Origin of the sequence: Pseudomonas sp. BAY1663 (assembly GCF_000582595.1) — a bacterium.
Lineage (GTDB): Bacteria > Pseudomonadota > Gammaproteobacteria > Pseudomonadales > Pseudomonadaceae > Stutzerimonas > Stutzerimonas stutzeri_AF.
This window is the reverse complement of the sequence record NZ_AZSV01000017.1, coordinates 1-12,194: the sequence shown is the minus strand read 5'-3', so window position 1 is coordinate 12,194 and position 12,194 is coordinate 1. Positions and strand designations below refer to the sequence as shown.

The window sequence follows — 12,194 nt, the reverse complement described above, 5'->3', positions numbered from 1 at the left end:
CCACAAAAAGCAGCCGGTGCACACTGAACCTCCTGTGGGAGGCGCGACCTCGCGGCGATTGCAGGCCGAAGGACTGCCCCAGACCTGAAAGCGCTATTTCGGCTCTTTGGCGCCATGGCGCGTCACAACTTGCGGCGAAACGCCAACAGCCCCTAAGCTCCCGGACTTTTTCAGGAGACCTCCATGGACCCCCGAAGCGAAGTGCTGCTGCGCCAGGCCGAACTGTTCGGCGGCAAGCTGCTGTTGGCCGGCCTGCCCGCCGACGATCTGCTGGGCCATCTGCCTGGGGCAACCGGCTGGAGCTGGCATGCCGGCGAGCAACAGTTGCTGGAGCGGCGCTTTGCCGGACGTTGCAGTTTCGGCGTCACGCCTGCCCAAGCGGACTTCGAGGCCGCCGTGCTGTTCCTGCCGAAATCCCGAGAACTGACCGAGTATCTGCTGCAGGCGCTGGCGGCCGGGCTCGAGGGTCGTCCCCTGTACCTGGTCGGCGAGAAGCGCGCCGGGGTCGAGCGCGCCGCCAGGCAGCTGGCCAGCTACGGTGCCCCGCGCAAGCTCGACAGCGCGCGCCATTGCCAGCTCTGGCAGGTTCAGGTCGAGCGGGCACCGGCGCTGCCGGAGCTGCCGGCGCTGGCCCAGCGCTTCAGCCTGCAGCTGGCGGACGGCCCGCTCGAGGTGATCAGCCTACCCGGGGTATTCAGCCATGGCCGGCTCGATCGCGGCAGCGCCTTGCTGCTCGAACACCTCGACGGCCTGCCGAACGGGCGCCTGCTCGACTTCGGCTGCGGCGCCGGCATCCTCGGTGCCGTGCTGAAGCGGCGCTACCCGCAGAGCGAGGTGGTGCTGCTCGACGTCGACGCCTTCGCCGTCGAGAGCAGCCGCATGACGCTGGCCGCCAACGGACTGGAGGGCGAGGTGATCGCCGGCGACGGCATCCACGCCGCGCCGCGGCAGCTGGCCGCGATCGTCAGCAACCCGCCGTTCCACCAGGGCGTGCATACCAGCTACGAAGCCAGCGAGGCACTGATCGAGCATGCGGCCGAACACCTGCTCGGCGGCGGCGAGCTGCGCCTGGTGGCCAATGCCTTCCTCAAGTACCCACCGCTGATCGAGCGCCACCTCGGCCCCTGCCAGACGCTGGCCGAGCGCGATGGCTTTCGCATCTACCGGGCCCCGCGCGGCTGATGCCAGCCGCCGCAGGCGCTTGCACCCAGGGGCGGCTTGCGGCAAACTCGCCGCCGTCCTTGGGGGAGTAGTCTCCGACGAGCGCCCCGCTCGTCCGGCATGCGTCAACATACTTGGTCCGCAGACCATGGCGCATGCGACCGGCCAGGGCGTAGCCCTACGCCCGGCCCCGGTTTGACAAGACCCATGACATGTACACCTGACCCGGGCGGGCAGGTGGTGCGTGTCATGGAGAACTGTCGACCCGCCCTTAAGGAATGCCACTTGGAATCTTTCTTCGTCCCCACCCTGATCGTTGCCCTGGCCGAAATCGGCGACAAGACGCAATTGCTCGCGCTGCTGCTGGCGGCCCGCTATCGACGCCCGTGGCCGATCATCTGGGGGATCGTCGTCGCGACCCTGGCCAATCATGCGGCAGCCGGCGCGGTCGGCAGCTGGGTATCGAGCCTGTTGTCACCGGTGATGCTGAGCTGGATCCTGGCCTTCAGCTTCGCCGCCGTCGCCGCCTGGACGCTGGTCCCCGACAAGCTGGATGACGACGACACCCGCCTCGGCCGCCCCTACGGTCCCTTCGTCGCCACCATCGTGGCCTTCTTCATCGCCGAGATGGGCGACAAGACGCAGATCGCCACGGTGATGCTGGCCGCGCAGTACCCCGAATTCATCCTGGTGATCCTCGGCACCACGGCCGGCATGCTGCTGGCCAATGTCCCGGTGGTCCTGGCCAGCCATTTCGCCGCCGATCGCCTGCCGCTGGCGCTGATTCGTCGGGTCGCGGCTGCAGGGTTCGCGGCGTTGGCGCTTTATGCCGGTTACGAAGCGCTGAGCATGGGCGCGATTGTCTCAGGCTGATACCCAGCGCAAATCCGCAAGGCCGGGGAGCTGATAGAGTGCGCAGCCGCAGCGCACCATCAGCGCCCCGAGGAGACCAGGCTGCATGTCAGCGGATGGACGCAAGAAACGAGTCTGCAACCATATCGACCTGAGTTGGAACAAGGGCCGCCTGGCCCTTTCCGAACAGATGCAGAGCAAGTATTTCAGCTACAAGGCTCATTCATCAGCCAGCCGCTGAACAGTGCCGGCTTCGCCGAGCTAGTGCGCAACGTGCGCAGCGCGATGCCGGACCTGGAAGTGGTGGTGGACGAATGCATCTGCGAAGGCCACAAGGTCGTCACGTCCAGCACGGTGATGGGGACGCTGGCGATGCCACTGCTCGGCTATCCGGCCAGCGACAAGATCCTCGCCATCGCCGCGATGAGCGTCTGGACGCTGAACCCGGCCGGCGACATCGAAGAGATCACCACGCTGATCGACCTCGAGGGGGTGCGCCTGCAACTGGGCATCGACCCCCCTCTCGGCGCCTTGCTGCCACCGACCTGAACGGCCGGATGACAGCGGGCCGGATCAACGGCCGCTGCGGGCCTGCTCGTAGAGCGGCATGACTTTCGGAATATTGGCTTTCAGCGCCGCGGTACGGGTGCTGGACGACGGGTGCGTGCTCATGAACTCCGGCGGCGCCGAACCACCGGCCGAAGCCATCTTCTCCCAGAGAGTGAGCGCGGCGTTCGGGTTGTAGCCGGCACGCGCGGCCAGCTCGAGGCCGATCAGGTCCGCCTCGTTCTCGTTGCTGCGGCTGTTGGGCAGGGTCATCAGGTACTCCACGCCCATGTTCGCCAACTGCAGGCCGCCGGTCCCCACGCCCATGGCCGAGCCCAGTTGGGTGGCCATCTGCACGCCGTAGGCCTTGGACATGGCCTCGCGCCCATGCTCGCGCAGCGCATGGGCAATCTCGTGGCCCATCACCGCGGCGATCTCGTCGTCGGTGAGTTTCAGCTTCTCGATCAGCCCGGTATAGAAAATGATCTTGCCGCCCGGCCCGCAGTTGGCGTTGAGTTCGGGGCTGTCGATCACGTTGACGTCCCAGGCCCATTGCGCCGCATCCGGACGGAACACCGAGACCTTGGCGATCAAACGCTGGGCGATGGCATTGACCCGCTTGCTCACTGCGCTGTTCTGCTCCAGCACCCCCTTGCTCGAGGCTTCGCTGAGCGTCTCCTGATAGGACTGGGCATACATCTGGTTGACCTGTTCGGTCGACAGCATGCTGAACATGTACTGCTTGCGGTCGACGCCCACGGCGCCACCGCTGGTGGTATTGACGGCCTGACAGCCCGCCAGCAGCGCGGCGGCGATCAGCATGGGCAATGGTTGCGGCTTGAACATGGAGCTTCTCCGGGGAATCTGCGCCGTATGCTAGGGGCTGTTCCCGTTTCATCGCAAGCCGCGTCGCTGCAGCGAATGACGGCAAGCCGGACGGCACCTCACAAGGCACGCCACCCAGGCCACGGGCACTCGCGCAACGCCGCCCGGCGGCGTTCGGCGCAATCCGCAGCGCAGAGCCGCTCGTGCCAGACGCGCCGGCCCGGCGCCCCGGCAACCGACAGGCGCGGCTGCAGCAATGGCGAAACCTGCCGATAGCGTCAAGACCAGACGTAGCCAACAAGAGCAGCCACGCCATGTTCAGATCGATCCAGACCTCCTTCGCCGCCCTCGCCGGAGCCTGCACGCTCGCCATCATCGCGGCCCTGCTGCTCTATGCGATGGTATCCGGCATGCGTACCCAGGAACTGGTCGAGGAGCGTACCCGGGGGCTGATCGAAGACATGGCCGAACAACGCGTGACCGCCCTGGCGCAATGGCAGGTCAGCCGCCTCCAGGCGCAGCTGCAGGAGCCGCTGCAGATCGCCATCGGCCTCGCCCGGGTCAACGCCCTGCCCGGCATGACCGACGACCAGGGCATGCCCATGGCCAACCTCACCCGCGAGGAACTGATCAATCTGGCACGCGAAACCCTGCTGCAGAACCCGGCGCTGAACAGTACGTTCATCGCCTGGGAACCCAACGGCGTGGATGCCAACGACGTGATGTACCGTGGCGACGCCCCCGGCATGCTCAATGGCCGTTTCGCCAGCTGGCTGTATCGCGACAACAGCGGCAGCGTGGTGCTCGACAGGCTCACCGACATCGAAGACACCACGCTGCTCGAGACCGGGGTGCGCGCCGGCGAGTACTACCTGTGCCCGCGCGAGCACCTGAAATCCTGCGTGGGCGATCCGGCTCCCTATGAAATGAATGGTGAAAAGGCGCTACTGTCCTCGTTCAGCGCACCGATCATCATCGACGGCAAGTTTCAAGGCATCGTCGGCGCCGACATCCGGGTCGACTTCATCCAGCAGCTGCTCGGCGGCGTCAACGACCAGCTCTACGGCGGTGTCGGCAAGATCGCGCTGATCTCCGGCAACGGCCGCCTGGCCGCCTACAGCCACGACGCCGCCCTGCTCGGCAAACCGGCGGCGCAGATTCTCGCCCCCGAAGCTTGAAGAGCATCGAGCGATTGCCGGTCGGCCAGGCCCACTATCAGGTCGATGAAGCACGCGGCCTGATCGAGGTGTTGCTGCCCTTTTCCTTCACCGACACCGATGCCCGCTGGGTGCTGATGCTGGAACTGCCGCTGGCCGTGGTCATGCAGGACCTGGAACAGCTCATCACCGCCCTGGACCAGGAAAACCACAGCAGCCTCGCTGCCATGCTGCTGATCGGCCTGCTGATCGCGATGATCGGGCTCGCCGCCCTCTGGCTGATCAGCCGGCGCATCACCCGGCCCCTGCGGGACATGGTGGCCATGCTCGACGACATCGGCCAGGGCGAAGGCGACCTCACCCAGCGCCTGAACATCGACAGCCGCAATGAACTGGGGCAGATCGCCGCCGGCTTCAACGCATTCCTCGCACGCCTGCAGGGCATGATCGGCGAGGTGGTCGGCTCGGTGCAGCAGGTCAGCGATGCCTCGGAACACACCGCCGACATCGCCATCCGCACCGACAAGGGCGTGCAGACCCAGCTGGCCGAGATCGAGCAGGTCGCCACCGCGGTGCACCAGATGACCGCCACCGCGCAGGACGTGGCACGTAACGCCAGCCAGGCCGCCGAGGCGGCGAGCAACGCCGACCGCGCCGCCAACCAGGGTCGTCATATCGTCCAGGACACCGGCTCGACCATCACCGAACTGGCCGGCGAGATCGGCCGCGCGGTGGACGTGGTGCAAGCCCTGGCACGGGACAGCGAAAACATCGACGCCATCCTGGTGACCATCCGCAGCATCGCCGAGCAGACCAACCTGCTCGCCCTCAACGCGGCGATCGAGGCCGCCCGCGCCGGCGAGCAGGGCCGCGGATTCGCCGTGGTGGCCGACGAGGTGCGCAACCTGGCGCAGAAGACCCAGCAGGCCACCGGCGAGATCCAGCAGATGATCCAGCAGTTGCAGAACGGCACGCGGGACGTCGTCGCCGTGATGGAACAGAGCCAGAGCCGCACGTTGCACAGCGTCGAGCAGGCCAGCGCCGCCGCCGAAGCGCTGCAGGCGATCACCCAGGCGGTCTCGCTGATCAACGACATGAACAACCAGATCGCCAGCGCCGCCGAAGAGCAAAGCGCCGTCGCCGAGGACATCAACCGCAACGTCAGCAATATCGGCGAAGTGGCCCAGCAGGTCGCCGGCGGTGCCGAGGAGGCCAGCCAGGCCAGCGCCGGCCTGACACGCCTGGCCGAGCAACAGCGCCGGCTGATCAACCAGTTCAGGGTCTGAAGGGCCCGCAAGGCGCCGTACGGCGCCGTACGGCGCCGGTATGCAGGCAGGGGCTGAGCCCAGCGAAGCCCAACGAGCAAGGCGTCAACCATCACTTCGGCGTGGTGTTGGGCTTCGGCGCTACGCGCCTCAACCGCAACCTACGGCGTGCACTCCGTGCATATGGGCGGAGCAGCCGTAGGTTGGGTCGGGGCGCGCAGCCTGAGCGAAGCGAAGCCCAACGGGCGATGCAACAGGCGGCACATCGATGAGCGTTGGGTTGCGCCGCCGCACGCCTCGGCAGAGCGCCGCCCGCCCCAGGCTACGCCGGTGTCAGGCACTCCGGCGCATCGAGCTTCGGATCGTTCACCAGCGTCGCCAGCGGGCGCTCGCGCAACGCCGGTTGCGGCTGGCCGAGCAGCGCCTGCAAGACGTCCAGCGGGGTCGCCGGATCGAGCCAGGCGGAGCGCCCCGCCTCGTCGAGCATCAGCGGCCGGCGCAGGTTCGCCGCCGGCAGGGTCACCACCGCGGCGCTCAGGTAGGTATGCCCTTCGACCGGATAGGCCTCCCACAAGGCCGCGAACCAATTCAGCGAGCCTTCGCCGGTCATCCAGTAGGGCCGCTTGCGAGCGCTACCACGCCACTCATAGAAGCCGTTGGCCGGCAGCAGGCCGCGCCGCAGGCGGAAGGCCTCACGAAACATCGGCTGCTCGGCCAGGGTTTCGGCGCGCGCCTGCGCAGGCGTGCGGGTCAGGTCGGTGAGCCAGGCGGGCGTCAACCCCCAACGCACCCGGCTCAGTTGCAACTGCTCGTCGACCTGGCGCAGCAACAGCACCGAGGCGCCAGGCGCCAGGCTCCAGTGCGGCTGCTGGTCAGCGGGGAAACCGGGCAAGGCGGCAAAATCCTGGCTCCAGCGAAAAAGGGCGTAGCGGCCACACATAGAAAGACTCGTCAGCAGATCAATTCGCCGGGGTAACTCTCCGGTTCATCGCCCGGCAACGGCTCGGCGCCATTGTACGCGGCGATCAGCTGGCGTGCCCGCTCGGCATCCTCGTCAGCCACCATCAGCCCCAGCAGCCCCGCCGCCGGCAACTCACCCATGGCGCCCAGCAGATGGCTGCCGGCCAGAAAGGCATCGATGCCCTCGCCCATCAGCATGCCGCTGAGCATCTGCGCCTCCAGCAGGTCGCGCGGTTCGTAGATACGCTGCATCACTCGTCCTCCCTGAAGGTCCCGAGTTGCCAGTGGACACCGTCGGTGCGCAGATCGAACACGATCGGCCGGCAGCACACCGGGCAATCCTCGATGTACTGCTGATCGCCACCACTGAGATCGAGCAGGGCCTCGACCGGCTCGCCACAGTACGGGCATTGATAGAGCTGTGCTTCCAGCATCGGTCCTCCACGTGACTTGTCGCTATAATCGCCGTCTCTGAGGTCCCGGTTTCTCATCGCAAGCGCGCCGAAAACCGGCAAACCCAAGAACTGACCAAGGTGCGCCTCGCAGGAGGTGCGCCGGCCGCATGCCGGAACATGGCGGGCGATCAGGCAGAGAAAGCGGTCGCTGTGCTCCGAGTATGGGCCAGACGCCCCGCCTGTTCAGCAAATTACCCGCTGTGTTCACCGCACGAGCCCGTTTCTCGCCGTTTCCTTTACAGAGAGCATGATGGACGAATTCGAAGCCATCCGACCCTATGCCGACACCGAAGTCCCGGTCGTCATGGCCCGCCTGTTCGCCGATCGGGAATTTCTCGATATCCTGGCGCACTTCCGCTTCCCACGCCTGGCCGACACCCTGGGCTGGCTGATCAAACCCATCATCGCCCGCAGGCTGCGCCGCGAGTTCGCCAGTATTCATACGGTGGACGCGTTGCAGAACAAGATCGAAGCCTATGTCGACCGCACCATCGAACGCGCCACCGACGGGGTGACCTATTCGGGCCTGGAGCAGCTGCAGCAGGGCCGCGCCTACCTGTTCCTGGCCAACCACCGGGACATCGTGATGGACCCCGCCTTCGTCAACTACGCGGTCTATCAGGCGGGCATCCGCACGCCGCGCATCGCCATCGGCGACAATCTGCTGCAGCGGCCGTTCGTCAGCGACCTGATGCGCCTGAACAAGAGCTTCATCGTCCGCCGCTCGATCACCGGGCGCCGCGAGAAACTGGCGGCCTACCAGGTGCTCTCGGCCTACATCAACCATTCGATCCGTAACGACGGCGAATCGGTGTGGATCGCCCAGGCCGAAGGCCGCGCCAAGGACGGCGACGACCGTACCGATTCGGCGATCCTCAAGATGCTGCACATGAGTCGCAAGGACGAGTCGTTCGCCGACGCGCTCGCCGCGCTGCGGCCGATTCCGGTGGCGATCAGCTACGAATACGACCCCTGCGACCAGGCCAAGGCGCGCGAGCTGTACATCCGTGCCACCACCGGCAGCTATTGCAAGGCGCCGGGCGAGGACGACGCCAGCATCGCGCTGGGCATCACCGGTTACAAGGGACGGGTCCACGTGGCCTTCGGCACGCCGATGGACAACGTCCCCGAGGACGCCAAGCAGATGGCCGCGGCCGTCGACCGCCAGATCCTCTGCGGCTACCGCCTGTTTCCCGTGCACTACCTGGCCTATCGCCTGTGGGATGGCCGTGACCCGGAGATCGAGGTGCCCAGCGCCGCCGAACTGTTCAGCCGCGAGGAAGTGGAGCGCGCCGAGGCCGAATGGGCCAAGCGCCTGGCCGCCTGCCCCAGCGTGCAGCAGCCGTACCTGATCCAGCAGTACGCCATGCCGGTACGCAATCAGTACCGACTCAATGCCGGGTTGGAGCTCTAAGAACCGCGCCCTGCCGCCGCTCGAACAGCGGCGGCGGCCGTCAGAGCAGTTGGCCGCCCCAGGAAAATGCCAGGGCCAGCGCCAGCCCGGCTAAACCGGCCCGATAGAACAGCCGATTGAGCGAATCGTCGCCGCGTGGCCGACCTCCGCCGCCCCGGCAGCGGAATCGCCAGCCGCCAGCAAGCGCGTCGCCGCGCGCTGCTCGCGCCAGCGGGTGGCCAGCAGCAACCAGCTGCCGCACAGGGCGCAGAGCAGCGCCATGCAGTCGAGAAGAAAAACCGGGCTCATGACCAGGTGCGCCTGCAGCGACATCCAGACCTCCGCTCAGGTGTGATCGAATGTTCGACGCATCGCCGAACGCGGCCGCGCAGTCTAGCAAGCGAAACGCCGCACCTGGATTTTTCCGACGGAGCGGCGGCTCGGCCCCACCATTATCAGGCTGGCTTATGGCGCCATGTTCATCGTTCAATCTTGACTTATAGACCTCCCGACCTTCACCCTCGCCATACCTCGAAGCGGCAAGCTAGAGCGCGTGCGGGCCGACAGCCAGGCGGGGCTGCGGGCATGCATCGGCTCTACGGATACGCCGATCGACGCCCGCTCGCCGCAAGCGCCGCGGGGGAACAGCTATTCAGGAGCACAGGACCAGATAATGAAAAAAACAATACTCACAACGGGGGCCCTTACGCTGTCATTCCTGGCCAGCAGTGCCATGGCAGCCGTATCCGAATCCGAGGCGGCCAGGCTCGGCAACGCGCTGACACCCATCGGCGCCGAAATGGCCGGCAACGCCGCCGGCACCATCCCGGCCTGGACCGGCGGCCTGCCGCAGGATGCCGCCCCGATCAGCGCCGACGGCTTCGTCGGCGACCCGTACGGCGCTGACAAGCCGAAATTCACCATCACCGCGCAGAACTACGAGCAGTACAAGGACAACCTGAGCCCCGGGCAGATCGCCATGCTCAAGCGTTATCCACAGAGCTACCGCCTGCCGGTCTTCGAAACCCGCCGCAGTGCCGCCATGCCGCAGCACATCTACGATGCCGCCGCGCACAACGCGCGCCAGGCCAATCTGGTCCGTGGCGGCAACGGCCTGGAGAATTTCCAGACCGCCGTCGCCTTCCCGATCCCCAAGGATGGCCTGGAAGTCATCTGGAACCACATCACCCGTTACCGCGGTAGCTCGGCCCGGCGCCTCGTCGCCCAGGCCACGCCACAGGTCAACGGCAGCTACAGCCTGGTCAAGTTCATCGACGAGGTGGTCTACACCGACACCCTTACCGACTACAACCCGGAGAAGCACGGCAACATCCTGTTCTACTTCAAGCAGCAGGTGACCGAGCCGTCGCGCCTGGCGGGCAACGTGCTGCTGGTGCACGAAACCCTGGACCAGGTGAAGGAGCCGCGCATGGCGTGGATCTACAACGCCGGCCAGCGCCGCGTGCGCCGCGCGCCCCAGGTCGCCTATGACGGCCCGGGTACCGCCGCCGACGGCCTGCGCACCTCCGACAACCTGGACATGTTCAACGGTGCACCGGATCGCTACGACTGGAAACTGGTGGGCAAGAAGGAACTGTACATCCCCTACAACGCCTACCGCCTGGATTCGCCCGAACATAAGTACGGTGACATCCTCAAGGCCGGCCACATCAACCAGGACCTGACCCGCTACGAGCTGCACCGCGTCTGGGAAGTCGAGGCGACGCTGAAAACGGGCGAGCGCCATATCTACGCCAAGCGCCACTTCTTCATCGACGAGGACACCTGGCAGGCCGCAATCATCGACCACTACGACGGTCGCAACCAGCTCTGGCGCGTGGCCGAGGCGCACAGCACCTACATCTACAACGTGCAGGTCCCGCTGTATGCGATGGAGACGCTCTACGACCTCGTCTCCGGCCGCTACCTGGTCATGGGCATGAAGAACGAAGAGAAGAACCCCTACACCTACAACTACAAGGCCAACTCCAACCAGTACACCCCGGCGGCCTTGCGCAACTCCGGCGTACGCTGAGCCCGGCCTCACTACACCGCCAGAAGCCCCGCCCCGCGCGGGGCTTCTGCATTTCAACAGGCGATAAGCACCAGCAGTTGCTCATAAAAGGCTACGCCCCTTACGTGTCGCAGGGCCTTGCTGGACATATTCGGCCGAAGCCTTGCAACAGCCGCTGATCGGGCGCTCGCGGGTAGGTGGCGCTGAGCGCCGCGAAGCCCAACAGGCTGGCATGGGCGCGAATACGTTGGGCTTCGCCGCTATGCGCCTCAACCCAACCTACAGGCCCGAGCCAACCTGCGCCCGACGTTCGACGCCCATGCGATGCGCGAGCGGGACATGGTCATAAAAAACCCGTCTCGATGAGACGGGTTCATGGTGACGTCCGGGGAGCGGGGCGGCGCTATTCGGCCAGCAGGCGACCGATGCTCTCGTCGCGGAATACGCGGGTCAGCGCATCGCTCAGGACATCGCTGACCAGCTTGGTGTTGGTCTGCTCGTTGGGCGCCATGCCGAAGCGCTGGTTCAACGAGGCACCATAGCGACCGTTGTAGCGCTTGCCGGAATTCTGTACCTCGACCCGCAGGGTGGCGCCGATGTTGGCTTCGGTCACATACAGGCCTTCCTTGGGCGACTGGTACTTCAGTTCCGCCAGCGTCAGGGTCAGCTGCGGGGCGTTGTAGGCATTCGGTGATGGCGTGAAACCCAGCAGCCGAACGGCCGCTTCGGTCTGCGCCTGCAGTTTGGGAATGATCTTCTCGCTGGGCACGATCACCGCGCTGGTTTCCGGATACAACCCGCCGCGGGTGCCCAGCGTCGGCGAGGCACGACCGTCGACGACCCGCACCACCACGGGCTGTCCCTGGCCGACAGGATTGATGGTACCGCCGAGTTTGGGACTGGGATCGAGCTGCTGGGGGCTATGGGCACAGCCGACCAGGCTCACTCCAAGGACAGTGACAAGACCGAACAACAGGCGCCGCAGCATGCTGTTTTCTCCAAGGTTAGGGAACGACGAACGCCGGGCAGTATACCCAGCGGCGCAGCCAGCCGACAGTGATGCGATTCAGACCGGCTGCGACACCGGCACGTTCCTTCATCCGCCTGTCACGGATGTCTGCGATAAAGGCGGCGATGTCACAGCCATGAGCGCCACTCCATGCGATTGCTTCCCGCCCTGCTGCGCCGCCGCGCACTCCGTCACTATGCCCTGCTCGATGAGCAGGGCTGCTGTCGCATGCTATTCAGCAGCGCCGCCAGACCGCAGGGGCCGCGCTGGGTCGAGGTGGTGGAGGTGCGGCTGGGCTGGATCGGCCGGCAGTTGCCGGCAGACGCTACGCGCGCGGCTTGATCGGCATGTGAGGTTCTTTGCAGATTATCGTGGGCAGAGGCAGCTGATACCGGCCTGGCAAGTTTGGGTGTTGCTGCTATTTGGTTTGGGCTTGAACCTCGGCGATCAAGGCGCTTACCGAGTGTGTTGACACTTCTGGTTTCGCCCGAGTCGCCTGGAAGATCGAGAATTATTGCTTTTTGCTCGATGCACGAACTATCAGGCGACGCCAAAGG

Annotated in this window: 11 protein-coding genes, 2 pseudogenes and 1 riboswitch; of the genes and pseudogenes, 7 read left to right on the top strand and 6 right to left on the bottom strand. The window is 66.0% G+C overall.

The window, feature by feature from the left end; genetic code table 11:
* The first annotated feature begins 183 nt into the window (after positions 1-183).
* From BAY1663_RS07340 to BAY1663_RS07330, 3 genes and pseudogenes are all read left to right on the top strand, one after another.
* Complete coding sequence (locus tag BAY1663_RS07340; protein WP_037039034.1) at positions 184-1,182, top strand: class I SAM-dependent methyltransferase; 999 nt, start codon at positions 184-186, stop codon at positions 1,180-1,182.
* Positions 1,183-1,239: 57 nt separating this feature from the next.
* A riboswitch (yybP-ykoY riboswitch) is annotated at positions 1,240-1,357 on the top strand.
* Positions 1,358-1,446: 89 nt separating this feature from the next.
* The gene (locus tag BAY1663_RS07335; protein ID WP_037039032.1) at positions 1,447-2,034 is read left to right on the top strand and encodes a TMEM165/GDT1 family protein; all 588 of its coding nucleotides are present in this window, start codon (positions 1,447-1,449) and stop codon (positions 2,032-2,034) included.
* Between the two features lie 85 nt (positions 2,035-2,119).
* Positions 2,120-2,562, top strand: a pseudogene (locus BAY1663_RS07330) (ester cyclase).
* Between the two features lie 24 nt (positions 2,563-2,586).
* Here BAY1663_RS07330 and BAY1663_RS07325 read toward each other — a convergent pair.
* Positions 2,587-3,405, bottom strand: a complete 819-nt coding sequence (locus tag BAY1663_RS07325) for a M48 family metallopeptidase (RefSeq protein ID WP_037039029.1) — start codon at positions 3,403-3,405, stop codon at positions 2,587-2,589.
* A gap of 293 nt (positions 3,406-3,698) precedes the next feature.
* On the opposite strand from BAY1663_RS07325, the pseudogene BAY1663_RS07320 reads away from it, so the two are divergent.
* Positions 3,699-5,827 (top strand): annotated as a pseudogene (locus tag BAY1663_RS07320) (methyl-accepting chemotaxis protein).
* A 301-nt stretch (positions 5,828-6,128) separates the two neighbouring features.
* Here the strand turns inward: BAY1663_RS07320 and BAY1663_RS07315 are convergent.
* Genes BAY1663_RS07315 through BAY1663_RS07305 form a run of 3 tightly spaced genes read right to left on the bottom strand, consistent with a single transcriptional unit; the run spans position 6,129 to position 7,200 of the window.
* Positions 6,129-6,746, bottom strand: a complete 618-nt coding sequence (locus BAY1663_RS07315) for an SOS response-associated peptidase (RefSeq protein WP_037039027.1) — start codon at positions 6,744-6,746, stop codon at positions 6,129-6,131.
* 11 nt (positions 6,747-6,757) lie between these two features.
* The gene (locus tag BAY1663_RS07310; protein WP_037039024.1) at positions 6,758-7,018 is read right to left on the bottom strand and encodes a DUF2007 domain-containing protein; all 261 of its coding nucleotides are present in this window, start codon (positions 7,016-7,018) and stop codon (positions 6,758-6,760) included.
* Entirely contained in the window at positions 7,018-7,200 is a 183-nt protein-coding gene (locus BAY1663_RS07305) for a CPXCG motif-containing cysteine-rich protein (RefSeq protein ID WP_037039022.1), read from the bottom strand. The genes BAY1663_RS07310 and BAY1663_RS07305 overlap by 1 nt, the downstream gene beginning before the upstream one ends.
* A 268-nt stretch (positions 7,201-7,468) precedes the next feature.
* Between BAY1663_RS07305 and BAY1663_RS07300 the strand changes: the two genes are divergently transcribed.
* Entirely contained in the window at positions 7,469-8,635 is a 1,167-nt protein-coding gene (locus tag BAY1663_RS07300; RefSeq protein ID WP_037039019.1) for a 1-acyl-sn-glycerol-3-phosphate acyltransferase, read from the top strand.
* A 90-nt stretch (positions 8,636-8,725) separates the two neighbouring features.
* Here BAY1663_RS07300 and BAY1663_RS07295 read toward each other — a convergent pair whose 3' ends face one another.
* Positions 8,726-8,947, bottom strand: a complete 222-nt coding sequence (locus BAY1663_RS07295) for a hypothetical protein (RefSeq protein WP_256206591.1) — start codon at positions 8,945-8,947, stop codon at positions 8,726-8,728.
* A gap of 340 nt (positions 8,948-9,287) precedes the next feature.
* On the opposite strand from BAY1663_RS07295, the gene BAY1663_RS07290 reads away from it, so the two are divergent.
* Positions 9,288-10,649, top strand: coding sequence for a DUF1329 domain-containing protein (locus BAY1663_RS07290; RefSeq protein WP_037039017.1), 1,362 nt, complete (start codon positions 9,288-9,290; stop codon positions 10,647-10,649).
* A 382-nt stretch (positions 10,650-11,031) separates the two neighbouring features.
* Here the strand turns inward: BAY1663_RS07290 and BAY1663_RS07285 are convergent, their stop codons facing one another.
* Positions 11,032-11,616: a YajG family lipoprotein gene (locus tag BAY1663_RS07285; protein WP_037039014.1), complete on the bottom strand. Its 585-nt coding sequence runs from the start codon at positions 11,614-11,616 to the stop codon at positions 11,032-11,034.
* A 171-nt stretch (positions 11,617-11,787) separates the two neighbouring features.
* Between BAY1663_RS07285 and BAY1663_RS07280 the strand changes: the two genes are divergently transcribed.
* Positions 11,788-11,979, top strand: coding sequence for a hypothetical protein (locus BAY1663_RS07280; RefSeq protein ID WP_037039012.1), 192 nt, complete (start codon positions 11,788-11,790; stop codon positions 11,977-11,979).
* Positions 11,980-12,194: the final 215 nt, after the last annotated feature.